This is a genomic window from Pantoea sp. SGAir0183 (assembly GCF_043545505.1).
On record NZ_CP028053.1, the window covers coordinates 1,444,688 to 1,471,219 of the forward strand.

Genomic DNA, 26,532 nt, shown 5'->3' on the forward strand with positions numbered 1-26,532 from the left:
AAAGGCGTGAATAATGAGTGTACAAAACCTGAAGACGGAAAACTGGATTGCCGCGATGTTGCGTGTGGCGGCGCGTTTCGGCAAGCCTGCCGATGGCAAAACGCTGCGTCAGCAGATGCGCTGGTTCGAACATCTCCCTGCTGAACAGCAACTTGAACGGCTTTGCGGTTTGCTCGGCCTGCACCTGACCATGGTGTCCCCCAACAAACTGCGCTGGCGCCAGGACATCACGCCTGTCGTGCTGGTTATGGAAAACCATAGCGTGGCGGTGCTGGAAGGCATTGATGGGGAGGGAAGCGCACGTTACTGGCTCAGCGAAGGCGGTGACGTGATTCGCGAAGGTGAGCTGGCGGGCCTGCTTTCGCGTACACAAGGAGATGTGGGCGTTATTGGCGTTGCCGCTCGTGGGCGGGATGCCCGCATTGATGAGTTTGTTCAGCCCTATGAGCCGCACTGGTTCTGGAAAAACTTTCGGGGCATGGGCCGCCGTATTGCTGAGATTTCCCTGGCATCGATCATCAGTAATGTTCTGGCGCTGGCCGGGATTCTGTTTTCCATGCAGGTCTACGACAGGGTCATTCCTGCGCAGTCCGAAGCTACGTTGTGGGTGCTGTTTGTGGGCGTGCTGATTGCCGCCGCCATTGAATATTTGATTCGTCTGATGCGCACGCAGGTATCCGATCTGATGGGGAAACGCATTGACCTGAAAGTCTCTGCCATGCTGTTTGCCCGGGCGATGAATATTCGTAACGAATCCCGACCTAAATCAACCGGCTCTTTTATCTCGCAACTGCGCGAGATCGATCAGGTGCGCGAGTTACTGACCTCCACGACCGTCGGCGCGGCGGCAGATTTACCTTTTGTCATTCTCTTCCTGTTTATTATGTCGTTTATTGGCGGCTGGCTGGTCCTGACTCCGCTGGCCGCCATTCCCCTCATTATTATCCCAGGCCTGCTGGTACAGTTTCCTATGGCCCGGCTGGCGAAAGCCGGCTTACGTGAAGGGGCACTGCGTAATGCGGTGCTGGTCGAGACCATCGAAGGCATTGAAGACATCAAGGCATTGCAGGCAGAGCCGTATTTTCAACGCCAGTGGGAGCAAACGCATGAGGTCAGTGCGTCAATCGGTAATCAGCAACGCCTGTGGGGGGCCAGACTCACGGGCTGGGCATCGACCGTGCAGCAGCTGACCTATGCGGGCATGCTGGTCTTTGGGGTCTATCTGGTGCTGGACGCACAAATCACGACCGGGACGCTGGTCGCCTGTAGCCTGCTTTCCTCGCGCACCATCGCGCCACTGATGCAACTCACCATGGTCTTTTCCCGCTGGCAGCATGCGAAAACCGCAATGAAAGGGCTGGATGAGCTACTGAAAAAACCACTCGATAAACCTGAGACCGCGACATTGGCCCACTGTCCGACGCTGACCGGGCACTATGAATTGCGCAACGTGCATTACACCTATGATGAAGAGAACGAAAAGAACGTACTCAACGTGCAGCAGTTAACCATCAGGCCCGGTGAAAAAATCGCCATTCTGGGCAAGGTCGGTGCAGGTAAATCCACCCTGCTGAAAATTCTGGCCGGTCAGGCACAGGCCACGCAGGGGAAAGTGCTGGTCGATGGCGTAGATATGGCGCAAATCGACCCCACGGATCTCCGCCGTCAGCTCGGCTGGCTTTCTCATGATTCGCGACTGTTCTTCGGCACGTTACGTCAGAATCTGCTGCTGGGGAATCCACACGCCAGTGAACAGGAGATGCTGCAGGCGCTGCGTATCAGCGGTGCGTTGTCGCTGGTTCAGCAGGATGCGGCCAGTCTGGATCGCATTATTAATGAAGGTGGCCGTGGGCTGTCGGGCGGCCAGCGCCAGATGATTATGCTCAGCCGGATGATTCTGCGCCAGCCACAGGTTGTGCTGCTGGATGAACCCACCGCCTCGATGGATGAGCAACTTGAAGATCATGTGATCCGCCAGATGCAGAGCTGGATCAGTGGACGAACGTTAATCCTGGTCACGCACCGTCCCGCACTGTTGAAGATGGTTGATCGTATCGTGGTGATGGAAAACGGCCGCATCATTGCGGATGGGACAAAAGAGCAGATTCTGCGGCGCGCGACCGCGGATGCCGGTCAGGGAGGGGCAGCATGAGCATCGTCATGTTAGATAAAGATTTGGCCAAACATGAGCGACGCACATCCACCATCATCTGGTTGTGCACCGCCGCGCTGGTGCTTTTTCTGATCTGGGCGCATTTCGCCATTCTTGATGAAGTCACGGTCGGCACCGGAAAAGTGACGCCGTCAACCCGTGCGCAGGTAATTGACAGTCTGGACGGCGGCATCGTGAAGCAGCTTAACGTGCATGAGGGCGATATCGTCGAAAAAGGCCAGATTCTGGCCACTCTGGATCCCACCCGTTTTCAGTCTAACTTTGGTGAAGTGCAGGCACGGGTAAGGACGCTGCGCGCTTCGTCTGAGCGACTGAGCGCAGAGCTGTCTGGTACACCGCTCACCTTCAGCGCAGAGACGCTAAAAGAGCCGCAACTGGTGGCGCGTGAGAAGCAGTTGTACGAATCACGTCGCCGTAACCTGACAGAGACGATCAGCAACCTGCAACAGTCTTTACGGCTGGTTCAGGATGAGCTGCGTTTAACGGAACCGCTGGTGGCGAAGGGCGCCGCAGGGCAGGTGGAAGTCATTCGCCTGCGCCGTCAGGTCAGCGATCTGCGCGGTAAAATTGATGAGGCACGTAACGATTATCTGGTCCGTGCCCATGAAGAGCAGGTAAAAAACAATGCGGAACTGGATGCCCAGCTACAGGTTGCCGCAGGCAAAGAAGACCTGCTGACGCGTGCCACGCTCACTTCACCCGTTCGGGGTATCGTGAAGGATATCCAGGTCACCACGGTCGGTGGTGTGCTCGAACCGGGCGGTAAGATGATGGAAATCGTGCCGCTGGAAGATCAACTGCTAATCGAAACCCGTATCAATCCTCGTGATATCGCCTATATTCGGCCCGGCCTGCCAGCCGTGGTGAAAGTGACCGCCTATGACTCTTCCATCTACGGTGACCTGCCGGGCGTGGTGGAAACGGTCTCGCCAGATACCTTGCAGGATGAGGTTAAGCGCGATCAGTTTTATTACCGTGTTTATGTCCGCACACAAAAAGCGGAGCTGACAAACCGGGCCGGACGACGCTTCCCCATTGTGCCGGGCATGGTGGCGAATGTAGAGATCAAGACAGGGCAGAAATCTGTCATGGATTATTTGCTTAAGCCGTTGAATAAGGTCAAAGAATCGATGCGTGAACGTTAATAAGGCGTGGAACCGGACCGGTAACCTAGCTGGTTTCGGTCCGTGATAAAATACAGGGGAAACTTTGTAAGAGGCGCGGGTTAATTTGGCGAGGGCGAAGCGGCATAAGTGACGAATAATTCAGCACTTAGCGGTGCTATTTTCCGCACAGCTGACCAGACACTGAACAGCAGGCAAAAAAAAGCCGGGCAATATGCCCGGCGCTTAATTAGCATTTAAGAAATCATTCGGGGGTGAATGAAGATAAGAAATAAATGATGATAGCGGGTGTAATTATAGGGATTATGGGAAAGATGTTTTATCATTGAGTGCTTAGGAATATTCCCACTAAAATCATAGGAATAACTATTATTAAGTAAGGGATTATCAATTTGTGCTTTATTTTTTATCACTCTGTGCGGCTAATTAGTTCCATAATATTCATATCCTGAAATAAATTTTACAGTTAAAGAAACACTTTATGAAATTTCGTATCATTTTAGCGATGGATTATTACGCTTGTTGAAATAACAATGGGCCTTCAACCGATTTATCATCGGTCAGCAGTGGCAAATATAAAAGGCACATAACAGAGGGTAATAAAATGAAGCGTCACATTCTCTCCCTGGCGATCCCTGCTTTACTCGCAGCGGCAGGATCGGCAAATGCGGCTGAAATCTATAATAAAGACGGCAATAAATTAGATTTATTTGGCAAGGTAGACGGCCTGCACTATTTCTCGGACAACGACAGTAGCAATGGCGATCAGTCGTATGTGCGTTTTGGCTTCAAGGGTGAAACCCAGGTTACCGATCAACTGAGCGGCTACGGCCAGTGGGAATACCAGGCCGCGCTCAACAATTCAGAAGCCCAGGGAACAGCTGACAGCTATACCCGTGTTGGCTTTGCCGGGTTAAAATTCGGCGATGCGGGCTCATTCGACTATGGCCGTAACTACGGTGTCGCTTACGACATTGGCGCGTGGACAGACGTGCTGCCTGAATTCGGTGGCGATACCTATGGCGCGGATAACTTTATGTTCCAGCGCGGTAACGGCATGGCAACCTACCGTAACAACGGCTTCTTCGGACTGGTCGATGGCTGGAACTTTGCGGTTCAGTATCAAGGCAAGAACGATAACCCCACTGAAACGTCAGGCGGTCGTGATGTGTTGGGTGAGAACGGCGACGGCTGGGGCCTGAGCACCACGTACGATCTGGGATCGGGCTTCGGCATCGGTGCCGCGACCTTCCAGTCCGATCGTACTAATAACCAAAATGGTAATGCGCCAGGCATTCTGGGACGCGGTGATAAAGCTGCAGCCTATACCGGTGGCCTGAAATACGACGCCAACAATATTTACCTGGCCGCGATGTACACGCGCGCCTATAACGCCATCAGCTTTGGCGACAGCACCAGCGGCAACCAGGCGAACACCGCTTACGGATACGCCGATAAAGCCGACAACTGGGAACTGGTGGCGCAGTACCAGTTTGATTTCGGTCTGCGTCCGTCTCTGGCGTACATCAACTCACGCGGTACTGATGTCCAGAACTGGGGCAAACAAAATCTGAAGAAATACGTCGACGTAGGGGCGACTTACTACTTCAACAAAAACATGTCGACCTATGTTGATTATAAAATCAACCTGCTGGACGATAATGACTTTACCAAAGCGGCCGGTATCAATACCGACGATGTGGTGGGCGTAGGACTGGTTTACCAGTTCTGATAAAAGCAGGGAGCGCTATGCGCTCCCTGCGTTATTCCTCACCCACCGAGGCTGGCGGATGGTTTTCGTCTGACGGCACAAGAACGTTGCCGTATCTCGCCCCTTCAAACGCCACACCTGACAAGGTAAACGCGGCGTAACTCAACCAGCGTTGTAACGCCGTCATTTCGATTTCTGGCTTTTCCATCCTCTCTCTCCCGGCAACGCAGATAGCATTACACGTGCAGGATTCATGCCAGTCCGACCGCTCTCATAGCCACGGACATCTCGCCCGTTTTGCTACAATGGCCGGCGATTCAGGGGAAGAGAATGACCTTTGATGGTGCAGACGTGATCAACGACGGCGCAGATAAGTCGTAACCATGTGGCGGTGACGGCGTTGTTGCCAGGTTTTATAACTGCCAATAACGAACAGGCCCAGCGCAACGGCAAGGATTATATAAATCATTTGTTGCTCCTTATGCTTACGCCCTCAGTATTGAGGAGAACGATCCAGTCTGTGCGACTCACTCAGCTTTATCAACCAGTTTTAATTTAATTTACTTAATGTTTATGCTTTGAAGCAGGCATAAAACGCCCGTTATGGATGAATAATGATGAGAAGTAAGATTAATCTGCTGTTAGTGGCGGCGGTCCTGCTGGTAGCAGGATGTGATCATCCCGCATCAAAAACCAAAGACGGAATGGTGCTGGAAGGGAAAACGATGGGAACGGTGTGGCGGGTGAGCCTGGCGGGCGTGGATGAAACGCGTAAAGCCGATCTGCAGCAGCGCATTCAGCAACAACTGGATGCCGACGATGCCGAACTTTCAACCTGGAAGGCTACCTCCGTGCTCTCTCGCTTTAATCAGAGCCGCGCCACCACGCCGCAGCCGGTGAGTGAAAACATGGCTGATATTGTGACGATGGCTTTACGTATCGGTAAAAAAACAGCAGGCGCCATGGATATTACGGTGGGACCGCTGGTGAATTTATGGGGGTTTGGGCCGGATAAACAGCCCGTGCATATTCCCGATGATCAACAGATTGCTGCGGCCAGAGCGTTGACCGGCTTACAGCATTTGCGCGTCATACAGGGCAGCAACGGACAATGGCTGCAGAAAGATCTGCCAGGCTTGTATGTCGACCTCTCCACTATGGGCGAAGGATTTGCCACCGATCATCTGGCTCGCCTGATGGAGCAGGAAGGCATCAATAACTATCTGGTGTCGGTCGGGGGAGCCGTTTTATCCCGCGGAATGAACGCGCAGAACCAGCCGTGGCGGGTTGCGATTCAAAAACCGACCGACAGAGAAAATGCGGTTCAGGCCAGAGTCGATCTGCAGGGCCATGGGATCAGTACGTCGGGGAGCTATCGCAACTATTATGAACTGGACGGCAAACGCCTCTCCCACATTATTGATCCGGCCACAGGCCGGCCTGTCGATCACAAGCTGGTTTCGGCAACCGTGATTGCCACGACCGCGATGGAAGCCGACGGCTGGGATACCGGGCTTATGGTGCTAGGCACAGAAAAAGCCAAAGCGCTGGCTCTGAAAGAGAAGCTGGCGGTGTACCTGATTACGAAGGAAGGGGACAAATTTGTGAGCTGGATGTCGCCACAATTTACCGCTTTCATTATTCCATCTGACTGACAGAGAGAAACGCATGCTGGATCTGTTTAGTGACGCTTCACCCTGGCAGGAACCGCTGGCGGACGGCGCCGTGATATTGCGGCGACGTGCCCGCGATCAGGCCGACGCACTGTATGAGGCGATCATGACGATTGCGAAGAGCAATCCGTTTGAACACCGTATTACGCCGGGAGGACACCGCATGTCCGTCGCCATGACCAACTGTGGTGATTTTGGCTGGTCCACGGATGCGCGCGGCTACCGTTACAGTGAGCAGGACAGCACACATCAACGCCAGTGGCCTGCGATGCCGGAGACGTTCCGGCTACTGGCCCGTCAGGCGGCAGAAGAGGCGGGCTTTCCGGCGTTTAACCCGGATGCCTGCCTCATCAACCGCTATGAACCTGGGGCAAAACTGACTTTGCATCAGGATAAAGACGAGAAAGATCTGCGTCAGCCGATCGTTTCTGTGTCGCTGGGGTTGCCTGCTGTATTTCAGTTTGGTGGTTTTGAACGCAGCGATCAGGCGCAGCGGGTGCTACTTGAACACGGCGATGTGGTGGTCTGGGGCGGCCCGTCTCGCCTGCGTTACCATGGAATATTGCCGCTGAAAGCCGGTATTCATCCGCTGACTGGCGCGTTCCGCTATAACCTGACATTTCGCCGGGCGTTTTAACGTGCGCAAGTTAGTGCGAATAACTATTGCTATCATTTGCCATCACTTTACACTGCAGGCTCAGTGGATTGCCGGGTAAGGTTTTATGGCGTTGTTACAGGTTGTTTTTAATCAGTATCGCTGGCCGTTTATTGGTGTGATTTTGCTCACCCTGCTGAGTGCGGCATTGGGATTAGGCATGATTGCGTTTATTAACAGCCAGATGATTGTTGCGGTGAATACCTCGCTAAGCGTGTTGCCGGCTTTTCTGGCTCAGGTCGCGCTGCTGATGGCGGTGACCCTGGCCTCACAGCTGTCGCTGACCTGGCTGGGGCATCAGTTTGTCTGGCGGCTGCGCGGCGAATTTATCAAACGTATTCTGGATACGCGCGTGGAGCGCATCGAGCAAACAGGCAGTGCGCAACTGCTGGCAGGATTAACCAGCGATATCCGGGCCATTACCCTTGCGTTTGTGCGTCTGCCGGAGCTGATTCAGGGCATCATTATCACGCTGGGTTCAGCGCTTTATCTTGCCTGGCTGTCGCCGAAAATGTTGCTGGTGACCAGCGGCTGGCTGGCTGTGACGTTGGTGGGCGGCTGGATGCTGGTTTCCCGGGTTTATCAGCACATGGCGAAACTGCGTGAAGTTGAAGACAACCTTTACCGTGACTACCAGACGGTGATTGAAGGACGTAAAGAGCTGCAGCTTAACCGCGCGCGTGCCCGACTGATTTATGACACGGTTTATCAGCAGGATGCCCGCGCTTACCGGCACCACATTGTGCGCGCCGATACTTTCCACCTCAGTGCCGTCAACTGGTCCAATATCATGACGCTGGGTGCCATCGGCATGGTCTTTTTCATGGCAAACAGTCTGGGCTGGGCGAATACGGCTGTCGCAGCAACGTTTTCCCTGACGCTGCTGTTTCTGCGCACGCCGCTGCTGTCGGCGGTAGGGGCCTTGCCGACATTGCTCAGCGCGCAGGTGGCCTTTCGCAAACTCGCGCTGTTTGAACTTGCACCTTATCAACCTGATTTTCCTGTCCCCGCAGCAACAACTCCGTGGCAAACGCTTGAGTTGCGCGACGTCACCTTTCATTACGGTGAAAACGGGTTTCGGGTGGGGCCGGTAAACCTGACGCTTCGTCGTGGCGAACTGGTGTTTTTGATTGGCGGTAACGGCAGCGGTAAGTCGACGCTGGCGATGCTGCTGACAGGTCTGTATCAGCCCCAGTCCGGTTGTCTGGTGATCGACGGTCAGCCGGTCGATGCTGGCGACCGGGATGCCTGGCGGCAGCATTTTTCAGCCGTCTTTACCGATGTGCACCTGTTTGATCGCCTGATTGACAGTCAGGGCGAACCGGCTTCGCCTGCCCGCGTCCAGCTATGGCTTGAAAAGCTAAAAATGCAGGACAAGCTGAAGATTGAGGGGAATAAGATACTTAATCTGCAACTGTCGAAGGGGCAGAGCAAAAGGCTGGCGTTACTGTTGGCGGTGGCGGAACAACGCGACGTCTTGCTGCTGGATGAGTGGGCCGCCGATCAGGACCCGCATTTCCGCCGGGTGTTTTACCGCGAACTGCTGCCTGCGTTGCAGGCGGCGGGCAAGACCGTCTTTGCAATCAGCCATGATGATCACTACTTCATTCATGCCGATCGTCTGCTGGAGATGCGCGATGGCAGGCTGTATGAGTTAACCGACAGTGAGCGCGAGCGGGCCACGCAGGATGCGATAAAGCTTACCGATACCGGCTTGTAGACGCGTGGCAGCCGTTGCCGGCGCATCGACGATTAACGGAAATAAGACAAAAGATAAAGCCGCTCAAATCAGCGGCTTTTCAATGTTGGGTTGGCGTTTTCAGCTTCCACTCAGGCCTGACAGTGCCAGAGCCAACAACGGTGGGTTGGTCGCTTGAGATAATCAATCATTGGGTGGGATGGCAAAGTTTTTCAGTGACACGACAAAGTGGTGTTGGCCTTTACTGATGCGCGCACCGCGATCGCACCACTGACTTGCCAGACGGAAGAAATCGTCACAACCGATGTCGTATGCCAGCTCCACCTTACTGATGCCTGAATGCAGTAAGTCTTCTGCATCCTTCAGGTTCTTAGCTTTGATGACCATATCTGTATCCTCGATTTCAGGAAGAAACAGAATAAGTTATTTTTATTACAAAATTGTTTCAATTTCATGAATGGCTGTCATATTTGCCCGTTTTGTGAAGCCACAAACACTTTGCATGTCACGTTAACCCAATGACTTTTTTCCTGAATCTCCCTTTCAGGCCTTTTTCTGGCAAGCCAGAGGGAAACCGCCTCAGCGTGGCCCGACTCACTATCCGCTCACTGCCATGCTATCTGTTCTGCGTTTTCCGCTTTCACGGTTGGGGTTCACTTTCTGCTGCTTGCCGGACAGGCCCCTGCGACAGAAAACTGAGATCGCTGCCGGACGGGCGCTGATAAATACGTAATGAAAAAACGTTAGCGATGGCATAGATATATTCAAAGATTGCCGACTGCGTATTTTCATAGTCCACCCAGAGTACGGAGGAGGTAAAGCAGTAGATCTCAATCGGTAACCCTTCGGCTGACGGTTTCAGCGATCTCACCACGATATACATGTCTTTGTGGATATCCTCCCGCTGTGTCAGCCAGGCAGTAAGATAGTGACGAAAGACCATCAGGTTAGTCATGCCGTTTTCAACAAACCAACGGTCACCGACCGCGCTCAGTTCCCGACCATCCATCAGCTTTGACAGTTGTTCGCTGATGCCGCGGACCTGGACCATCGGCTCCAGCATGGCATGATCTACAAAGCGTATTGACGTTTGATCAAGGTAGAAACTCCGCATAATGCGTCGTGCCCCGGAGGAAAACATTGCCTGCCAGTTGGTGTACGTTTCGGTCAGAAAGGTTTTTGTGGGCACACGCGAAAGTGTATTGTCCCAGTTACGAATGGTGATGGTGTGCAGCGCAATATCAATGACCTCGCCACTGATATTATTCGCGGGCAGCTCAATCCAGTCGCCAAGCTGTAGCACGTCATTCGATGAGAGCTGAATATTCGCCACCAGTGATAACAAGGTGTGCTGAAAGACCAGCATCAGAACCGCTGCCACGGCACCCAGACTGGAGATGATAATGGCTGGAGACTTATTCGACATAATGGCCAGGATCATTATCGCAGAGATAATGTGGACCAGAATCTTACCGACCTGAATATAGCCCTTGATTGAATGATTTTTACGTTTTGATTTTTTGACATAGGAGATGTTCACAATCTCCAGTACTTCATTAAAAAACAGCGACAGATAAACCATAAATAAAATGCCGCAAATGGTTTTTATGGCGATTAACAGGTGCTCGGGCAGGTCCGGCATAAACTGTAACAGGAAGTAGACCGTGATGACCGGAATAAAATTGGATAGTTTTTCAGACAATCTGACATCTTTATCCAGCGGCACCTGATTCTTGTGACTGCTGAAGAACACTTTACGCACCACTCTGACCACAAAAAATTTGCATATCAGATGGGCTACCAGGCCCGCGACAATCAACACCAGGAGGTTAACAGCAATAGAAAGGGCGGGTTTATTCTCGATAAAGTGTTGTATGTCGTTAAAATAATTCATGTTAATCGTAAGCCTGGAAATGTTGCTGGTATTCAACCACAAACCTGTTGATGGCGATAAGCGTAGCGTGCGCCTGCTCTTCGCGCGACCGCGGTTAAATAAATGTTGTTTGTGCCTGAATGTAAGCCGCGCGGCACGGGCCGTCAGCCCGGAGGTGGTGACCGTGCTGTTGTTGACGTGCGCGGCTATCTGTTCCAGCGCGGGTCGTTAACCGCGATGTTTTGTCGATGCATCGCATTGTCTCATGAAGGTGAGTGCGGGTAACGCGCGGAGGTCTCCATCGCAACAAACCGCATTGCAGATTAAGGCAGGGGGAGAGGCGAATCAGAGAAGGAATAATATCGTCGGCGTTTTTCTCCTTTGCACAGGAAAGGTGATTAGCGTCAGGTTTTATACTTGCAGAAAATTAAATTTTTGATGGTGACTGACGCGTATTAATCAGGTTGCTGTCGGTTTTATCCCAGGCGAGATGATGGCTGAATATATGCCCATATACGCTGAATACATGGAATATATGGTTATTATTTTGCTTATGAGAGCGTTATCGTAGGTTAAAAATACCTCTAAAACATATGCTTATCGCCACCTCTTTTCAGGAAGGTGGAAAATGAAAACGCACATAACGTCAACCATTCATGCCGATTACGCTGTTCAGTCAGACCGCTCGGGTCGTGTAGGCTTTATTGAGAAGGCCGGATTTGGGGCCGGTGATGCAGCCTGTAATATGCTGTTCAACCCGATAACCCTGTTCCTGTCATTTTTTTATACGGATATATTTGGTCTGGCTCCGGGCGTGGTGGCGACCATCTTTCTTGTTGTCCGTTTTGCAGATGCGATTTTTGATCCTTTTTATGGCGCCTGGATTGATAAAACCACCACACGCTGGGGGCGCTTTCGTCCGTGGATCATTGGCTTCGCCGTACCGTTTGCCATGAGTTGTATGGTGATGTTTTACACGCCCGATTTGCAGGGTAATGCAAAGATCCTGTATGCGTTTATTACCTATCTGATTTTGTCACTGCTGTATTCCGGTGTGAATATTCCGTACTGCTCGCTAGGCGGTGTTATCACCACCAATGCGCAGGAGCGGGTGTCCTGTCAGCAGTTTCGTTTTATGGGCGCTGGCTTTGCCAGCTTATTCTGTACTCTGACATTGTTGCCGATGGTGGCTTTCTTCGGTAACGGCAACCGGCAAATGGGCTTCTTTTGGGTCATTACGATTTTTGCCGTGATTTCCCTGTTCCTGTTTGTCTTTTGCGTGGCTACGACACGGGAGCGCGTGATCCCCAAAAGCAACGCCGGGGATTCCATTTTTAACATTATCCGGCAAATCATGAAAAACGATCAGTGGGTCGTCTGTGTCTTTGCCATGTTCCTGGATTGTATTCCGTCGTTTGTGCGCGGGGCCGCGTGTATTTATTTTGCCAAATACGTGATGGGGCTAAACGATTATTATGCCACGCTATTTCTGAGCACCGGGATTGTTGCCGGGATTCTGGGTTCTTATATCACACCGTATTTCACCAACCGCTGGTGCAAAGTCACCGTTTACCAGGCATGCAAAGCTATCGCGCTGATGATGTCTGTCGGATTCTTTTTTCTGCCCGCGCAGAATGTGCTGGTGGTCTTTGTCTGGTTCTTTGTTCTGTCAGTGATTCATCAGATTGGCGCGCCCATTCTGTGGTCGTTTATCGGCGATGTGGATGACTATGGCGACTGGAAAACGGGTAAACGTCTGTCCGGCATCTGTGCCTCCGGTAACCTGTTTTCACTCAAAATTGCGCTGGCCGTCAGTGGCGCGATGGTGGGGGCCGTGCTGTCGGTTACCGGTTATCAGGCCAATGTCGCCATTCAAAAAGCTAGCGCGATTGCGGGCATTTATACGCTGATGGTCTGGATTCCGGTCGTGGGTTATCTGCTTTCTGTGTGGCTGGTCCGCACGCGCTACATACTGACCACGGCCAAAATGAAAACCATCGAAGACGACCTGTTATCGACGCATTCTGAGTGAGCCTCTGCGCGTTCGCCACAGAGAAGACAGAAGGGGAGAAAATGATTAAGTACTTTTTTCAAAAACAAAACTACATCGGCCAGGTCAATGACGCGCTGTACGGTTCTTTTGTGGAACATCTTGGACGTGCGGTCTACAGCGGTATTTATGAACCCGGTCATGTCACGGCGGATCGGCACGGTTTTCGTCAGGATGTGGGGGCCCTGGTGCAGGATCTGGGGATTAACACCGTACGCTATCCTGGCGGCAACTTTGTCTCTGGTTACAACTGGCGAGACGGTATTGGGCCGCAAGCTGAGCGTCCGGTGCGGCTGGATTACGCATGGCTTACCAAAGAGAGCAATCAGTTTGGCATTGATGAGTTCGCGACCTGGTGTGAAAGCTATGGGCTGACGCCCATGATTGCCGTAAATCTTGGCACCGGCACGCCGCAGGAGGCCGGTTACTTTATTGAGTACTGTAATGTGGCATCGGGGACCGCGCTGAGCGACTTGCGTATCCAGCATGGTCGGGCAGCGCCGTACAATTTTAAACTCTGGTGCCTGGGTAACGAGATGGACGGTGACTGGCAAACCGGGCAACTGAGTGCAGAAGATTACGTGAAAAAAGCCCGAGAAACGGCAAAAATCATGCGCTGGGTCGATCAGGATATCAGGCTGGTCGCCTGTGGCAGTTCAAACTCGTTACAGGCCAGTTATCCGGAATGGGATCGCATCGTTCTGGAAGGGCTTTATCATCAGATCGATTACCTTTCCTGCCACCACTATTTTGAAAACAGCACCGGCAATCCGCAGGACTTCCTGGCGTCTTTCCAGCGAATGGATGATTTTATTCATACCATCACGGCCACAGCCGACTATGTGAAAGCCAAACTGCGTAGCGATAAAAAAATGATGCTGTCGTTTGATGAATGGAATATCTGGTCCATTGAAGGCGAGCCCTGGCAGGATTACTTTACCGATCCCGCTAATCGCTATCAGGAAGCACCGCCGTTACTTGAACAGTCTTACACCTTCCTTGACGCGCTGACGTTTGGCGGGCTGATGTGCTCGTTACTCAATCACTGTGACCGCGTAAAAATGGCTTCTCTGGCCCAGTTAGTTAATGTGATTGCCCCCATCTTTACCCGTCCGGGAGGGGAGGCCATTCGCCAGACAATCTACTGGCCTTTCCAGATGGTGAGCCATTGCGGGCGAGGGCATGCCTTACGCTATTTTGCCAATGTTCCCACCCTGAATACGGTGCACGGCGAAACCCGGCAGATACAGAGCGCGGCGGTGTACAACGAAGAGAAACAGCAAATTGCCTTCTTCGCGCTCAATATGCACGCGCATGAGGCAGCGGATGTGGCCTTTATGCTCGATGACTTTGGTGAAGGGACGATAGCCGAACACAGCATACTGGCAGGTCATGCGCTGGACGCAAAAAACACTTTTGCTCAGCCCGACAACGTGGTGCCAACGTCACGCACGCTCACTGAGGCTGAACGTCGTCAGATGCAGGTGACGTTGCCGCCGCTGAGCTGGAACCGGGTGCTGATTGATCTGCGGGGTTGAATACAGGTCGGGCCGGCCAGGTTGGCGGGCCGGAGACAGACATAAAAAAACCAACCGTAAAGGTTGGTTTTTTCGGGATAATTTGGTCGGCACGAGAGGATTTGAACCTCCGACCCCTGACACCCCATGACAGTGCGCTACCAGGCTGCGCTACGTGCCGAACTTTGGAGAGCTAGTCTACTGATTATCAGCACGAATGCAAGCGTTCCAACGCCTAACTGCCTTATTATTAATCAGTTAGCGATAAAACGCTTCTCTTCTGTGAGCACCTGCAACAACAGCGCCAGCTCGGGTTTATGATCCTTCAACGTATTGCCGTCTGCGTCGTAGGCGCGATAGCTACCGTTATTGTTGAGCACCAGCGTGACTTTCGGCGTGGTGATGACCAGCTTATTGTCTTCGCTACTGGTCACCCAGTCATGACGGCGCTGTGCCGCAAACAGATCTTCACCCTGCGCATAATTCACCGGATTCGTTCGCACATGCAGCAAGCGCTGCATCAGCGTCACCATCACGTCCTGATGATCGGAAAGGCGCGTCACCGTCTGTGCGGGCGTGTCCGGCCAGTGAATCACCAGCGGCACCTGCAGGTTTTGGCGATTTCCCTCGTTATCCGGATCGCCCTCCAGCGCAATACCGTGCTGTGCAGTAATCACGACCACAGTGTTTTTCAGCAAATCACGCTGCTGTAGCGTGGTGAGGATCGCCTGAATCTGTTCATTTAGTGCCGGTGCCTGGCGCAGATAGCTGCGCTGGCGGGTTTTGTCATTGTTGCCGCTGATATCCGGTCCGTTCAGGGCCAGCCAGGAGAACCATGGCGTGCCGTCAACTTTTTGCGTGCTCAGCCAGTTTTGCCATTGCGATACGGTGCTGGCATTGGGCTGATCGCCGCTGGCAGGCAGCGAGTAATCTGACAACAGCGCCTGACGGTACAACGGCTGGTTGAAGCCGTCAGAAGAGAACAAACCAAACTGATAGCCCTGCGTGCTCAGCGCCGTCAGCAGGGCAGAAGGCGTACGTTGCGCCAGCACGCCGTTCATATAGCTGGGTGAAATACCGTAGAACAGGCCAAACAGCCCCCTTTCAGCGTTATCGCCTGCGCTGAAGTGCTGCGTGAAACGCACGTTCTGACGGGCAAATGCGCCTAGCGCGGGCAGCGCCGTGTCGGTGTTGGCGCTGTTCAGGCCATCCACCGTGATCACTAACAGGTTATCGCGCGTACCTTTATCCGCAAAGGTGATATCGCTCAGCGGATACTGCACGGCCGCCGCTTCGGGATCGCCTTGCTGTACCAGGCGGCGTTGATATTCCTGCGCATCCAGTAAGCCGTGGCGCTCCAGGAAACGTCGCGCGGTCATCGGATAGGAGAGCGGCAGATTGGCGCGTTGCATAGTAATAGGGCGGTAGAAGTTGGCGTCCGCCCAGATATACATCAGGTGGCTGGCAAAGAAGGCGCAGATAAACAGGGCCGCCAGCGGTTTGCCAAAAGAGCGGCGGTTCAGGCTACGTAGCTTCTGCCAGCTCCAGGTGGCAAACAAAATCTCCACCAGAAAAATCAGCGGCACGCCGATAAACATCAACTGCCAGTCGCGCGCCATTTCACTTTGATCAGGATTGATTACCAGTTCCCATACCACCGGATTAAGGTGAAGATGGAAACGGTTAAATACCGCGCTGTCGACCATCAGCAGTGTCAGCCCTGCCGTGGCCACCACCGACGACAGGACCCGCATCAGACGTTGCGACATAACGACGAACGTCAGCGGAAAAATAATCAGTAAATAGGCGGCAAAGACAATAAAGCTGAAGTGGCCAATCCAACTGCTGTACGCATAGATACGTCCCGCCAGGGAGGCAGGCCAGTCGGCAACCAACAAATAGCGGCTACCCAAAATGAGCGCGAAAAAGATATTAAACAGAGCAAACCAGTGTCCCCAGCTAATCATCTGGGAGACTTTTTCGCGGTAGCGCTGTCGGTTGGTTACCATAGTTTTACGTCAGACCGGCAAATTAATGAGTACTGTCGTCTACCGACGCCTGTAGCGCATCAGCAAAAGAACGAGCCAGAGCGCGGCGTTGCGCAGGCGCAACATCGCTGTTAATCAGGTTGGTTACCATGTTCCCCAGAACCATCAGGGAGAGATCGGTGGGAGCCTGGTCTTTTTGCAAAACCTGCGCCATTTCCGCGAGGAGTTGTTCAACGCGTTGGTCGCTGTAACGGGATGATTGTGGCATAGCGAAAACTTATCTCGTCTCAAAAGGCGATATAGTACCGGAACAACGCACTTTTTTCCGCAAATTTATCGAAAGCATCCGGTCTGCGTTATGCAGAGAGTTGAAAGCTGCTGCTGGCGGTGTTTGAATACGCGCCTGTGCTACCAGGAGGAGTTTACCATGAGTCTGGATATCGACCAGATTGCCTTGCATCAGTTAATTAAACGTGATGAAAATCAGCTAGAGCTGGTGTTGCGTGATTCGTTACTGCCGGCCACCAGCACGGTCGAAGCAATGGCGGAAGAGTTGCACCGTGTTTACAGTGCTAAGAGTAAAGCTTACGGGCTGTTTAATGCGGAAAGCGAACTGGCCGAGGCGCTGCGTAACTGCCGCAAAGGACATGATGATTTCCTCGCCTTTAGCCGGGCGGCGACCGGACGCCTGCGTGATGAACTGGCAAAGTATCCCTTTGCAGAAGGCGGCGTGGTGCTGTTTATTCAGTATCGTTACCTGGCGGTAGAGTATTTACTGGTGGCGGTATTGAACAGCCAGTCCAGTATGCGCGTCAACGAACAAATGGATATCAGTAGCACACACTATCTGGATATCAATCATGCGGATATCGTGGCACGTATCGATCTCACCGAATGGGAAACCAATCCGGAATCCACCCGTTACCTGACTTTTTTGCGCGGCCGGGTCGGGCGCAAAGTGGCCGATTTCTTTATGGATTTCCTGGGCGCGGAAGTCGGCCTGGATACCAAAGCACAAAACCGTGGCCTGTTACAGGCGGTAGATGATTACTGTGACGAGTCGAATCTGGATAAAAATGAGCGGCAAAATTATCGCCAGCAGGTTTACAGCTACTGTAATGAGCAACTTCAGGCAGGCGAAGAGATTGCGCTGAAGGCGCTGTCTGGCGAACTGCCACCGCTGGGGGATAAAACGTTTGAAGCCTTTACCCAGGAGCAGGGCTATGAACTGGAAGAACATTTCCCGGCCGACCGCAGCACCTTACGTCAGTTAACCAAATTTGCCGGGAGCGGCGGGGGGCTGACGCTAAATTTTGATGCCATGCTGCTTGGCGAGCGCATTTTCTGGGACCCGGTGACGGATACCCTGACCATCAAGGGCACGCCGCCCAACCTGCGCGAACAGCTACAGCGCCGTACCAGCAGTAAGTAATGGCGAGCCGGACACGGCGTTCAGACTGACCGCAGACAAAATAAAAGGGCCGGTTTCGCAACCGGCCCTTCTACTTTCAACTCACCCGGCGATTAAGCGCGAACGAAGTCGATGTGGTGCAGTTTTGGCTTGAACGGGTGACGCTGAACAGCCTGCACTTTAACTTTGGTTTCTTTACCATCAACAACCAGCGTCAGAACTTCTTCGTAGAAGCCTGGCTTCGCTTGCAGGTTCATTACCTGGTCGTGGTCAAGGTCGATAGAAACAGCCGCTTCTGAACCACCATAGATGATGGCCGGGAAACGGTTTGCTGCGCGCAGGCGGCGGCTCGCACCCTTACCCTGCTCTTTACGTTCTACTGCATTGATAGTGAACATTAATACGTCTCTTTATAATTTCTGCTACAGGCGACCCAGTAACAGAAGGGTTATTCAACACCGCTGATGCACATGCAAAAGCGGGCGGCATTATAGCCGTAATCCCCCACCGGGGCAAACGCTAATACGGCCTAGCGGAGTTCATTGGCCCGGCGGAAACGGCCCTGATAGTCAAACAGCTTCTCGCGAATCTGCCAGAAGCGGCCTTTGGCGCGCGCCACAACAAAATCGGGATGACGCAGCAGCGGCTGTAAGGCCAGCACATCGGCGGCGGTTTGCCAGCCCAGCGGCACGCCGGGTGCGCGCTGGTGCGGGCGCATAAAGAGCTGTTCGAAGGCCTTGCGCTGTGCAGGGGTTTGCAGGCGAAAGCGCTCGCTGACGCTGGTGCCGTCTTCATCAAAGTAGGTGGCGTTGAGCCATTCGCCTTTTTCATCGCGGCCCTGTTCCAGGGTCATGCCACCGCAGCGCAGAACCCGGGCATCTTTCAGTTTCAGGGCGGCTTTGAGCATATCGTCAGGATCGACCAGAATCTTGTCGCATTCGCGGCAGCGACGTGCAGCAATGTCGTTCTCTGCGTTGCACTCCGGGCAGTTTTTAAAGCGGAAACGGTAGTCGCACTGTTCACGCTCGCCCTCGTCGTCCTCTAAAACGCCCTGGCATCGCCGGCCGAAGTGCTCAATCACCATGCCATCGCTTGTGGCTTTGCCCCAGAAGGTGTTGGCGAAACCGCAGGCAGGGCAAAACACCTGCACGGGCTGATTGTCGCTTTTCCCTTTTGGCGTCCCCACTTCGGGCGTAAACAAATCGTGGGGATTACCGGCATAGTCCAGAATCAGGCAGTCCTTCTTGCCGGGAGACAAGCGCAGACCACGCCCCACAATCTGTTGATACAGGCTGACCGATTCCGTGGGACGCAGGATGGCAATCAGGTCCACATGCGGCGCATCGAAGCCGGTCGTTAACACGGCGACGTTCACCAGAAATTTAAGCTGCTGGGCTTTAAAGGCGGCGATCAGGGCATCGCGGTCTTTGGCATGGGTTTCCGCCGAGACCAGCGCGCTGTTTTCCGGCAGCAGGCTCAGAATTTCCCGTGCGTGTTCGACCGTGGAAGCAAAAATCATCACGCCCTGGCGATCGTCGGCAAATTCCACAATCTGACGAATGATCTGTGGGGTAATACGCTGCTGCTGTTTGAGTTCCCGGTTCAGATCGGCTTCGCTAAACAGGCCATTCGCCTGCGCGGTCAGGCGGCTGAAATCATACTGCACCACCGGCATATCCAGCCGTTCAGGGGGCACCAGAAACTGGTGCTTAATCATATAGCGCAGGGGCAGTTCATAAATGCAGTCGCGGAACAGGGCTTTTTCGTCGCCACGCACCATTCCGTGATAATGAAAACGGTAGATCCAGCCCTTGCCCAGACGGAACGGTGTGGCCGTTAAGCCCAGTAAACGCAGGTTAGGATTATGCTGACGCAGATGCGTAAAAATCTGTTGATACTGGCTCTCTTTGTCGTCACCAATGCGGTGACACTCATCCACGATCACCAGCGAAAAGGCGCTGTCAAACAGGCTGAGGTTTCGCGCAACGGACTGCACGCTGCCAAACACGACTTTTCGCTGGCTCTCTTTGCGCTGTAAGCCTGCCGCAAAGATATCAGCCTCCAGGCCGTAAGCCTGATATTTGCTGTGATTTTGCGCCACCAGCTCTTTGACATGCGCCAGCACCAGCACCCGGCCGCGGGCCAGGCGTGCCAGTTCCGCGATCACCAGGCTTTTTCCGGCCCCGGTGGGCAGCACTATCACGGCAGGGTCATGATGACGACGGAAGTGGGCGACGGTGGCATCCACCGCTTCCTGTTGATAGGGACGTAAAGTAAAAGACATGCTGCTCACTTTTGGAAAACCTGCTGCAATTATGCCACGAATCGTCTATAAACGCGCTGTCAGAGAGACGCCGTTCAGGCTATACTTCCCAGACTTTTTCAACGGTTAATAACGCCGTTTTAGTTTCCCTCCGCAGTAACAGGCAAAACACATTCATGCGACTCGACAAATTCATTTCTCAGCAACTGGAAATCAGCCGTGCTATCGCCGGACGTGAAATCCGTGGTCAACGTGTCACCGTTAATGGTGAGGTGGTGCGCGATACCGCGTTCAAACTCCAGCCCGATCACGAGGTCGAGTATGACGGCAACGTGCTTCAGATGCAGACCGGGCCGCGCTATTTCATGCTGAATAAACCGCAGGGCTATGTCTGCTCCACGGACGATCCCGATCATCCTACCATCGTCTATTTCATCGAAGAACCGATGGCATTCAAACTGCACGCCGCAGGCCGGTTGGATATTGATACGACCGGATTAGTGCTGCTGACGGACGACGGACAGTGGTCGCACCGTATCACTTCACCGCGCCACCATTGTGAGAAAACCTACCGTGTGACGCTTGAAGCGCCCGTAAGCGACGATACCGCTGCGCAGTTCAGCGCAGGTGTACAACTGCATAACGAAAAGAGCCTGACCAAACCCGCACAGCTCGAGATCATCACACCGACGGAAGTCCTGCTGACGATCAGCGAAGGGCGCTATCACCAGGTCAAACGCATGTTCGCCGCCGTGGGGAATCGGGTGGTGGAGTTACACCGTGAGCGCATTGGCGCCATCGTCCTGGACGAGGACCTGGAACCGGGAGAATACCGCCCGTTAACAGAAGAAGAGATAGCCAGCATTGGCTTGCCTGACGAACTGAAACAGAAATAGCGAGAAAGCCGGTGCGCAAGGAAAAAAATTCGCCATTGGGGTTGGTGATCATTCTCGGCCTGTTAGCGATGTTGATGCCATTGTCGATAGATATGTATCTGCCTGCCATGCCACAAATTGCGCGTCAGTTTGCGGTATCCGCAGGCAGCGTACAGATGACGCTCAATCTTTATATTCTGGGGTTTGCCATTGGGCAGTTGATCTACGGTCCGCTGGCCGACAGCTATGGTCGCAAACCGGTGATAACGCTGGGCACCCTGATATTTGCCTGTGCGGCGGCAGCCTGCGCGCTTTCTCAGTCAATAGAACAGCTTATCGCGATGCGTTTTTTGCACGGCTTGTCCGCTGCGGCTGCCAGTGTCGTGATAAATGCCCTGATGCGCGACAGCTACTCGAAAGAGGAGTTTTCGCGCATGATGTCCTTCGTGATGTTAATCACCACCATTGCGCCGCTGCTGGCCCCCATTATCGGTGGCTGGCTGCTGTTGCTCTGGAGCTGGCACGCCATTTTCTGGACACTCTCGATAGCCGCGCTGATTACCACCGTTCTGGTCGCGACCCAGATTCGGGAGACGCTGAAGCCTGCGCAGCGCCAGCGTTTTCATCTGCGCACGACGCTAGGGAATTTTGTGGCTTTATTTCGCCATAAACGGGCGTTCAGCTATATGCTGTCGAGCGGGTTCTCCTTTGCGGGACTGTTTACCTTTCTCAATGCGGGCCCGTTTGTTTACATCGAGCTCAATCATATTTCGCCGCAAAGCTTTGGCTATTATTTTGGCCTGAATATCGTGTTTTTGTTCATCATGACCCTGATTAACAGCCGCGCGGTGCGCCGTTTTGGCCCTGTCACCCTGTTCCGTTTTGGGTTACTGGTGCAGTTTGCGATGGGCATCTGGTTGCTGGTGGTCAGCGCGTTTGATCTGGGGTTCTTGCCGCTGGTCTTCGGTATCGCCATGTTTATCGGCTGTGTGTCCATGGTGTCATCAAATGCCATGGCGGTAATTCTGGATGAATTTCCGCACATGGCCGGTACGGCGTCTTCACTGGCGGGCACGCTACGTTTCGGCGTGGGCGCACTGGCCGGTGCGCTGCTCTCCCTGTTCAGCTTTAACAGTGCCTGGCCTATGGTGGGCACCATTGCGCTCTGTGCAACGCTCTCCGTTGCGCTCTTTCTCTACGCGTCACGTCCGCATTCTGCCGCCCGCTAAGCAGGCGGCAGCCTTCGCTGTCGCCTGTCCTGACCTGCAAAGACAATAATGTTTCTTATTTGTGAAAAAAAATAGCAAATAAAGTAATCACATTGGGTCTAAAATGATTGTTAGTTATCATCAAACGCGGTACATATAGCCCAAAATGAGATTCAACTCGCAATTTGGCTGATAACGCGCATGACAGGTTCGGCGCGCGATGCTGATACCGTTGGTGGTGAATTGGCTGCATTCTCTGGAGATACTGATCACTATGTTGCAACTTTCGGTGGTGCATCGTTTACCCCAGCGGTTTCGCTGGTTGAGTGATCGTCATAGCGTGATTGAGACTGACGATACGGATTCAGAAGAGCACGATGTTATCGCGCTTCGTCTGATAAGCCACGATGGCGTGCCTGCCTGGGAGATTTTGCAAGAACTGAAAGACATGCTGGCCGCCATTCAGGTCGATGGCAAAATTGCCGAGTGCGAAGGGCAACCCTGTCTTTTTATCCGCCGTTGTGATGAAAGCGCCACTAACTGCTGTCTGAAAAACCAGGGCGTTGCGATTGCGGAGACCTTTATTGGTCGCTGAGCGCCACTGACCTGAGCAGCTCGCGAGTATAGGCTTGCTGTGGGGCGGCGAATAACGTTTCACAGTCACCTTGTTCCACCACCTCTCCCTGTCGCAGGACGATCAGCTGATGGCAGAGCGAGCGAACCACTTCCAGATCGTGGCTGATAAACACATAGCTGAGCTGACGTTGCTGTTGCAGCCCACGCAGCAGATCCAGAATCTGTTTTTGGACCGAGCGATCCAGCGATGATGTGGGTTCATCCAGCAACAGCAGTTCAGGCTCCAGAATCAGTGCGCGTGCAATAGCGATTCGCTGCCGCTGTCCGCCCGAAAACTCTGCCGGATAACGATGGCGGCTCTCCGTGTCCAGCCCGACTTCTGCCATCACCGCGATAACCCGCTCTTCCTGCTGTGCCGCACTCAACTGCGGAAAATGCACCGCCAGCCCTTCGGCGATAATTTGCAGGACGGTCATGCGCGGATTAAGCGCAGAGTCAGGATCCTGAAACACTACCTGAATACGGCGGCGAAGCGGCAACAGCTGTTTACGTGACAGTTGATGCAGCGGTTGATGATCAAACCAGACTTCGCCCTGAGCGGCTATCAGTCGCAGCAGGGCCAGCCCGGTGGTGCTTTTCCCCGAACCGGATTCGCCCACCAGCCCCAGGCTTTCCCCGCGTTTCAGGCGAAAACTGATCGAGTTGACGGCAATCTTTTCGCCCGTTTTACGCTTAAACAGCCCCTGATGCAGGGGGAAAGTGACGCGCAAATGCGCCACGTTCAGCATCACAGGAGATTCGGCCGCGAGCGGCACGGCGCGGCCTTCCGGGTTGGCCGCAAGGAGTTGCTGAGTGTAAGCGTGCTCCGGCTGACGAAGCAGAACCGCGCTGCGGTTGTGCTCCACCACCTGACCGGCGCGCATGACGCTCACGTTATCCGCCAGCTGACGAACGATGTTCAGGTTATGCGTAATAAACAGCATCCCCATATTCAGTTCCTGTTGCAGTTCACGCAGCAGGGTAAGGATTTGCGCCTGTACCGTGACATCCAGAGCGGTCGTCGGTTCATCGGCAATCAACAGCTTCGGTTGGGTAAGCAGCGCCATGGCGATCATGACGCGCTGGCGTTCACCGCCGGAGAGCTGGTGCGGAAAATCATTGAGTCGCGAGGCGGGCTGGCGAATACCGACGCGATCCAGACAGCGAATAATCTCTGCCCGTGCCGCTTCCCGCCGCAGCCCGCGATGCAAAGACAGAACTTCGTACAGCTGTTTTTCGATGCTGTGCAGCGGATTGAGAGAAACCATGGGTTCCTGAAAAATCATCGCCATTTGATTGCCACGCAGTCCGCGAAGGCGCTGCTCTGATGCCGTTAACAGGTTCTCACCGGCGAACAGAATCTCTCCCTGCGGATAGACGACGGTGGCCTCATGCAGGAGCCGCATGACTGACAGGGCCGTGACGCTTTTTCCCGAGCCGGATTCGCCTACCAGCGCCAGCGTTTCTCCCGCCTCAACGCACAGTGAAACATCCTTCACGACCTGATGCAGCTGTTTGCCCTGACGAAAGGCGATGGAAAGGTGATTAACGGCAAGCAGTGGCGCGTCCATTCAGACTCCTTTACTGGGATCGAAGGCGTCGCGTACGGCTTCACCAATGAAAATCAGCAGCGACAGCAGTATCGCCAGCGTAAAAAAGCCAGATAAACCCAGCCACGGTGCCTGCAAATTATTTTTTCCCTGCAGCAGCAGTTCACCCAGCGAAGGCGAACCGATGGGCAAGCCAAAACCTAGAAAATCGAGGGACGTCAGCGTGGTAATCGAACCGCACAGAATAAAAGGCAGAAAGGTCAGGGTAGCGACCATCGCATTCGGCAGCATATGCCGCAGCATGATGCGTGCGTCGTTGACGCCCAGCGCCTGCGCCGCGCGAATATAGTCAAAGTTGCGGGTACGCAAAAATTCGGCTCGGACCACGCTGACCAGGCTCATCCAGCCAAACAGCACGGTCACCAGCAGCAGCCACCAGAAGCTGGGCTGAACCACGCTGGACAGCAGAATCAGTAAAAACAGCGAAGGCATACCGGACCAGACTTCTGTAAGTCGTTGTCCTATCAGATCTGTTCTGCCGCCAAAGTAGCCCTGTATTGCGCCAATGACGATACCGATGACGCTGGAAAACAGCGTAAGCAGCAGACCGAACAGAAGCGAAATACGCAGACCGTACAGCAACCGCGCCAGCACGTCGCCACCGTTGGCGTCAGTACCCAGCCAGTTTTGTCGCGAGGGAGGTGAAGGGAAAGGCACTTGTGACGCAAAATTGAGGGTATTGGCTCCAAAGCGAATGGGTGCCCAGAGCGCCCAACCCGCTTTTTCCAGCCGCTGTTGCAGCCAGGGATCCTGATAATCGGCTGCCGTCGCAAAGTCGCCGCCGAAGTCAGTTTCGCTGTAGTTAAAAAACAGGGGCGCGTACCAGCGGTGCTGATAGTGCACCAGCAGCGGCTTGTCGTTGGCAACCAGCTCGGCACACAGGGAAAGAACAAAGATAAACAGAAAAATCCACAGCGACCAGTAGCCGCGTCGATGATGCCGGAAGCGCTGCCAGCGTTGCTGGTTTAAACGCGAAATCTGCATTATCGCCTCTCAAAATCGATACGAGGATCAACCAGCGTGTAGGTCAAATCACTCAGGATATTCATCAGCAACCCAATCAGGGTGAAAATATACAGGGTACCAAACATCACCGGATAATCCCGCTGGACGGTGGCATCAAATCCCAGCAGACCTAAACCATTCAGCGAGAACATCACCTCAATCAGGACCGAGCTGGTAAAAAACATACTGATAAAGGTGGCGGGGAAGCTGGCTATCACCAGCAGCATCGCATTGCGGAACACGTGGTGGTACAGGATACGGCGCTCGGAAACCCCTTTAGCCCGGGCGGTGACGACGTAATGTTTGCGAATCTCATCAAGAAACGCATTTTTGGTCAGCATGGTTAAAGTAGCAAAACCGCCAATGACCGTAGCCAGCACCGGAAGCGCAATATGCCAGAGATAATCCCCCACCTTGCCGTACCAGGGCAGGGTGGCAAACTGCGGCGAGGTCAGCCCGCGCAGGGGAAACCAGTCGAAATAGCTGCCGCCGGCAAACAGGACTATCAGCATAATACCGAACAGAAAAGCAGGCACCGAGTAGCCAATGATGATGAACGTGCTGCTCCAGATATCAAACGGGCTACCATTCCGCACGGCCTTTTTTATCCCTAACGGAATCGACACCAGATAGATAATCAGTGTGCTCCACAGGCCGAGGCTGATGGATACCGGTAAACTCTCTTTAATCAGTTGCAACACAGACGCACTGCGAAACAGGCTGTCACCAAAGTCAAAGCGCAGGTAGTTCCACAGCATCGAAAGATAGCGCTGCCCGATGGGTTTGTCGAAACCATAACGCTTTTCAATTTCGGCGATCACTTCCGGGTCCAGACCACGTGCGCCGCGATACTGATTATCGCCAGGCGTTGAGCGATTCAGGCTGGCCCGCGTTCCGCTGCTGTCAGCGCCGCCTGCGCCGGGCATGCCGCTGGTCTGGCCAAACTGAATGTTTGCCAGCGCCTGATCAACCGGGCCGCCGGGCGCGATCTGCACAATGAAAAAGTTGAGTGTGATAATGGCCCACAAGGTCGGAATGATCAGTAACAGTCTGCGAAAAAAGTACATTGCCACAGGATGTCC

23 protein-coding genes and 1 tRNA gene are annotated in these 26,532 nt (G+C 53.6%); 12 read left to right on the forward strand and 12 right to left on the reverse strand.

The window, feature by feature from the left end; all coding sequences use genetic code 11:
* Positions 1–13: 13 nt before the first annotated feature.
* The 3 genes from C1N59_RS06835 (at position 14) to ompC (ending at position 5,029) form a co-directional block, all read left to right on the forward strand.
* Positions 14–2,152, forward strand: a complete 2,139-nt coding sequence (locus C1N59_RS06835) for a type I secretion system permease/ATPase (RefSeq protein WP_394550453.1) — start codon at positions 14–16, stop codon at positions 2,150–2,152.
* A complete protein-coding gene (locus C1N59_RS06840; RefSeq protein ID WP_033740600.1) occupies positions 2,149–3,318 on the forward strand; it encodes an HlyD family efflux transporter periplasmic adaptor subunit in 1,170 nt (389 codons plus the stop codon). The genes C1N59_RS06835 and C1N59_RS06840 overlap by 4 nt, the downstream gene beginning before the upstream one ends.
* 583 nt (positions 3,319–3,901) lie before the next feature.
* A complete protein-coding gene (gene ompC / locus C1N59_RS06845) occupies positions 3,902–5,029 on the forward strand; it encodes a porin OmpC (protein WP_006119981.1) in 1,128 nt (375 codons plus the stop codon).
* A 31-nt stretch (positions 5,030–5,060) separates the two neighbouring features.
* Here ompC and C1N59_RS06850 read toward each other — a convergent pair whose 3' ends face one another.
* Positions 5,061–5,216 (reverse strand): hypothetical protein, encoded by a 156-nt coding sequence (locus C1N59_RS06850; protein ID WP_262959303.1) that lies wholly within the window; start codon positions 5,214–5,216, stop codon positions 5,061–5,063.
* Between the two features lie 147 nt (positions 5,217–5,363).
* Positions 5,364–5,477, reverse strand: a complete 114-nt coding sequence (locus C1N59_RS06855) for a hypothetical protein (protein ID WP_006119983.1) — start codon at positions 5,475–5,477, stop codon at positions 5,364–5,366.
* A gap of 145 nt (positions 5,478–5,622) precedes the next feature.
* Between C1N59_RS06855 and apbE the strand changes: the two genes are divergently transcribed.
* The 3 genes from apbE to C1N59_RS06870 all read left to right on the forward strand — a co-directional run bounded on the left by apbE (position 5,623) and on the right by C1N59_RS06870 (position 9,056).
* Positions 5,623–6,663: an FAD:protein FMN transferase ApbE gene (gene apbE / locus C1N59_RS06860; protein ID WP_033740598.1), complete on the forward strand. Its 1,041-nt coding sequence runs from the start codon at positions 5,623–5,625 to the stop codon at positions 6,661–6,663.
* A gap of 13 nt (positions 6,664–6,676) precedes the next feature.
* A complete protein-coding gene (alkB, locus tag C1N59_RS06865) occupies positions 6,677–7,318 on the forward strand; it encodes a DNA oxidative demethylase AlkB (RefSeq protein WP_039338180.1) in 642 nt (213 codons plus the stop codon).
* A gap of 85 nt (positions 7,319–7,403) precedes the next feature.
* Complete coding sequence (locus C1N59_RS06870; RefSeq protein ID WP_058702163.1) at positions 7,404–9,056, forward strand: multidrug ABC transporter permease/ATP-binding protein; 1,653 nt, start codon at positions 7,404–7,406, stop codon at positions 9,054–9,056.
* Positions 9,057–9,218: 162 nt separating this feature from the next.
* On the opposite strand, the gene C1N59_RS06875 is transcribed toward C1N59_RS06870, so the two are convergent.
* Positions 9,219–9,422 carry a hypothetical protein gene (locus C1N59_RS06875; protein WP_006119987.1) on the reverse strand — a complete coding sequence of 68 codons (204 nt, stop codon included), beginning with the start codon at positions 9,420–9,422 and terminating at the stop codon, positions 9,219–9,221.
* Positions 9,423–9,675: 253 nt separating this feature from the next.
* The gene (locus C1N59_RS06880; protein ID WP_039338178.1) at positions 9,676–10,929 is read right to left on the reverse strand and encodes a mechanosensitive ion channel family protein; all 1,254 of its coding nucleotides are present in this window, start codon (positions 10,927–10,929) and stop codon (positions 9,676–9,678) included.
* A gap of 607 nt (positions 10,930–11,536) precedes the next feature.
* Between C1N59_RS06880 and C1N59_RS06885 the strand changes: the two genes are divergently transcribed.
* Positions 11,537–12,940: a glycoside-pentoside-hexuronide (GPH):cation symporter gene (locus C1N59_RS06885; RefSeq protein ID WP_054687471.1), complete on the forward strand. Its 1,404-nt coding sequence runs from the start codon at positions 11,537–11,539 to the stop codon at positions 12,938–12,940.
* 41 nt (positions 12,941–12,981) lie between these two features.
* Entirely contained in the window at positions 12,982–14,496 is a 1,515-nt protein-coding gene (locus C1N59_RS06890; protein WP_110268205.1) for an arabinosylfuranosidase ArfA, read from the forward strand.
* A gap of 83 nt (positions 14,497–14,579) precedes the next feature.
* Here the strand turns inward: C1N59_RS06890 and C1N59_RS06895 are convergent.
* The 3 genes from C1N59_RS06895 to C1N59_RS06905 form a co-directional block, all read right to left on the reverse strand.
* A tRNA-Pro gene (locus C1N59_RS06895) sits at positions 14,580–14,656 on the reverse strand.
* 73 nt (positions 14,657–14,729) lie between these two features.
* Positions 14,730–16,484, reverse strand: a complete 1,755-nt coding sequence (gene yejM, locus C1N59_RS06900) for an LPS biosynthesis-modulating metalloenzyme YejM (protein WP_058708435.1) — start codon at positions 16,482–16,484, stop codon at positions 14,730–14,732.
* A 22-nt stretch (positions 16,485–16,506) separates the two neighbouring features.
* Positions 16,507–16,731, reverse strand: coding sequence for a YejL family protein (locus C1N59_RS06905; RefSeq protein ID WP_006119976.1), 225 nt, complete (start codon positions 16,729–16,731; stop codon positions 16,507–16,509).
* A gap of 159 nt (positions 16,732–16,890) precedes the next feature.
* Here C1N59_RS06905 and yejK point away from each other — a divergent pair, with 159 nt between their 5' ends.
* Positions 16,891–17,895: a nucleoid-associated protein YejK gene (yejK, locus tag C1N59_RS06910; RefSeq protein ID WP_033740589.1), complete on the forward strand. Its 1,005-nt coding sequence runs from the start codon at positions 16,891–16,893 to the stop codon at positions 17,893–17,895.
* Between the two features lie 92 nt (positions 17,896–17,987).
* Here the strand turns inward: yejK and rplY are convergent, their stop codons facing one another.
* Together rplY and C1N59_RS06920 are read right to left on the reverse strand one after the other, a co-directional pair.
* Positions 17,988–18,272: a 50S ribosomal protein L25 gene (gene rplY / locus C1N59_RS06915; protein ID WP_006119974.1), complete on the reverse strand. Its 285-nt coding sequence runs from the start codon at positions 18,270–18,272 to the stop codon at positions 17,988–17,990.
* Between the two features lie 131 nt (positions 18,273–18,403).
* Entirely contained in the window at positions 18,404–20,158 is a 1,755-nt protein-coding gene (locus C1N59_RS06920) for a DEAD/DEAH box helicase (RefSeq protein WP_394550454.1), read from the reverse strand.
* 155 nt (positions 20,159–20,313) lie between these two features.
* Here C1N59_RS06920 and rsuA point away from each other — a divergent pair, with 155 nt between their 5' ends.
* From rsuA to C1N59_RS06935, 3 genes are all read left to right on the forward strand, one after another.
* Positions 20,314–21,033 carry a 16S rRNA pseudouridine(516) synthase RsuA gene (rsuA, locus tag C1N59_RS06925; RefSeq protein WP_033740587.1) on the forward strand — a complete coding sequence of 240 codons (720 nt, stop codon included), beginning with the start codon at positions 20,314–20,316 and terminating at the stop codon, positions 21,031–21,033.
* A gap of 11 nt (positions 21,034–21,044) precedes the next feature.
* Positions 21,045–22,241 carry a Bcr/CflA family multidrug efflux MFS transporter gene (locus C1N59_RS06930; protein ID WP_394550455.1) on the forward strand — a complete coding sequence of 399 codons (1,197 nt, stop codon included), beginning with the start codon at positions 21,045–21,047 and terminating at the stop codon, positions 22,239–22,241.
* A gap of 253 nt (positions 22,242–22,494) precedes the next feature.
* Positions 22,495–22,815 carry a YejG family protein gene (locus tag C1N59_RS06935; protein ID WP_375096438.1) on the forward strand — a complete coding sequence of 107 codons (321 nt, stop codon included), beginning with the start codon at positions 22,495–22,497 and terminating at the stop codon, positions 22,813–22,815.
* On the opposite strand, the gene yejF is transcribed toward C1N59_RS06935, so the two are convergent.
* Genes yejF through C1N59_RS06950 form a run of 3 tightly spaced genes read right to left on the reverse strand, consistent with a single transcriptional unit; the run spans position 22,802 to position 26,523 of the window.
* Positions 22,802–24,406 carry a microcin C ABC transporter ATP-binding protein YejF gene (gene yejF, locus C1N59_RS06940; protein WP_394550456.1) on the reverse strand — a complete coding sequence of 535 codons (1,605 nt, stop codon included), beginning with the start codon at positions 24,404–24,406 and terminating at the stop codon, positions 22,802–22,804. The two genes, C1N59_RS06935 and yejF, sit on opposite strands and share 14 nt — an antisense overlap.
* A complete protein-coding gene (locus C1N59_RS06945) occupies positions 24,407–25,429 on the reverse strand; it encodes an ABC transporter permease (RefSeq protein ID WP_039338172.1) in 1,023 nt (340 codons plus the stop codon).
* Positions 25,429–26,523, reverse strand: coding sequence for a microcin C ABC transporter permease YejB (locus C1N59_RS06950; protein WP_033740582.1), 1,095 nt, complete (start codon positions 26,521–26,523; stop codon positions 25,429–25,431). The genes C1N59_RS06945 and C1N59_RS06950 overlap by 1 nt, the downstream gene beginning before the upstream one ends.
* Positions 26,524–26,532: the final 9 nt, after the last annotated feature.

What these genes read in the sequence shown, in the direction of transcription:
- C1N59_RS06835 (WP_394550453.1), top strand. Translation starts at nt 14, where the DNA reads ATGAGTGTACAAAACCTGAAGACGGAAAACTGGATTGCCGCGATGTTG.
- C1N59_RS06840 (WP_033740600.1), top strand. Translation starts at nt 2,149, where the DNA reads ATGAGCATCGTCATGTTAGATAAAGATTTGGCCAAACATGAGCGACGC.
- ompC (WP_006119981.1), top strand. Translation starts at nt 3,902, where the DNA reads ATGAAGCGTCACATTCTCTCCCTGGCGATCCCTGCTTTACTCGCAGCG.
- C1N59_RS06850 (WP_262959303.1), bottom strand. Translation starts at nt 5,216, where the DNA reads ATGGAAAAGCCAGAAATCGAAATGACGGCGTTACAACGCTGGTTGAGT.
- C1N59_RS06855 (WP_006119983.1), bottom strand. Translation starts at nt 5,477, where the DNA reads ATGATTTATATAATCCTTGCCGTTGCGCTGGGCCTGTTCGTTATTGGC.
- apbE (WP_033740598.1), top strand. Translation starts at nt 5,623, where the DNA reads ATGATGAGAAGTAAGATTAATCTGCTGTTAGTGGCGGCGGTCCTGCTG.
- alkB (WP_039338180.1), top strand. Translation starts at nt 6,677, where the DNA reads ATGCTGGATCTGTTTAGTGACGCTTCACCCTGGCAGGAACCGCTGGCG.
- C1N59_RS06870 (WP_058702163.1), top strand. Translation starts at nt 7,404, where the DNA reads ATGGCGTTGTTACAGGTTGTTTTTAATCAGTATCGCTGGCCGTTTATT.
- C1N59_RS06875 (WP_006119987.1), bottom strand. Translation starts at nt 9,422, where the DNA reads ATGGTCATCAAAGCTAAGAACCTGAAGGATGCAGAAGACTTACTGCAT.
- C1N59_RS06880 (WP_039338178.1), bottom strand. Translation starts at nt 10,929, where the DNA reads ATGAATTATTTTAACGACATACAACACTTTATCGAGAATAAACCCGCC.
- C1N59_RS06885 (WP_054687471.1), top strand. Translation starts at nt 11,537, where the DNA reads ATGAAAACGCACATAACGTCAACCATTCATGCCGATTACGCTGTTCAG.
- C1N59_RS06890 (WP_110268205.1), top strand. Translation starts at nt 12,982, where the DNA reads ATGATTAAGTACTTTTTTCAAAAACAAAACTACATCGGCCAGGTCAAT.
- yejM (WP_058708435.1), bottom strand. Translation starts at nt 16,484, where the DNA reads ATGGTAACCAACCGACAGCGCTACCGCGAAAAAGTCTCCCAGATGATT.
- C1N59_RS06905 (WP_006119976.1), bottom strand. Translation starts at nt 16,731, where the DNA reads ATGCCACAATCATCCCGTTACAGCGACCAACGCGTTGAACAACTCCTC.
- yejK (WP_033740589.1), top strand. Translation starts at nt 16,891, where the DNA reads ATGAGTCTGGATATCGACCAGATTGCCTTGCATCAGTTAATTAAACGT.
- rplY (WP_006119974.1), bottom strand. Translation starts at nt 18,272, where the DNA reads ATGTTCACTATCAATGCAGTAGAACGTAAAGAGCAGGGTAAGGGTGCG.
- C1N59_RS06920 (WP_394550454.1), bottom strand. Translation starts at nt 20,158, where the DNA reads ATGTCTTTTACTTTACGTCCCTATCAACAGGAAGCGGTGGATGCCACC.
- rsuA (WP_033740587.1), top strand. Translation starts at nt 20,314, where the DNA reads ATGCGACTCGACAAATTCATTTCTCAGCAACTGGAAATCAGCCGTGCT.
- C1N59_RS06935 (WP_375096438.1), top strand. Translation starts at nt 22,495, where the DNA reads ATGTTGCAACTTTCGGTGGTGCATCGTTTACCCCAGCGGTTTCGCTGG.
- yejF (WP_394550456.1), bottom strand. Translation starts at nt 24,406, where the DNA reads ATGGACGCGCCACTGCTTGCCGTTAATCACCTTTCCATCGCCTTTCGT.
- C1N59_RS06945 (WP_039338172.1), bottom strand. Translation starts at nt 25,429, where the DNA reads ATGCAGATTTCGCGTTTAAACCAGCAACGCTGGCAGCGCTTCCGGCAT.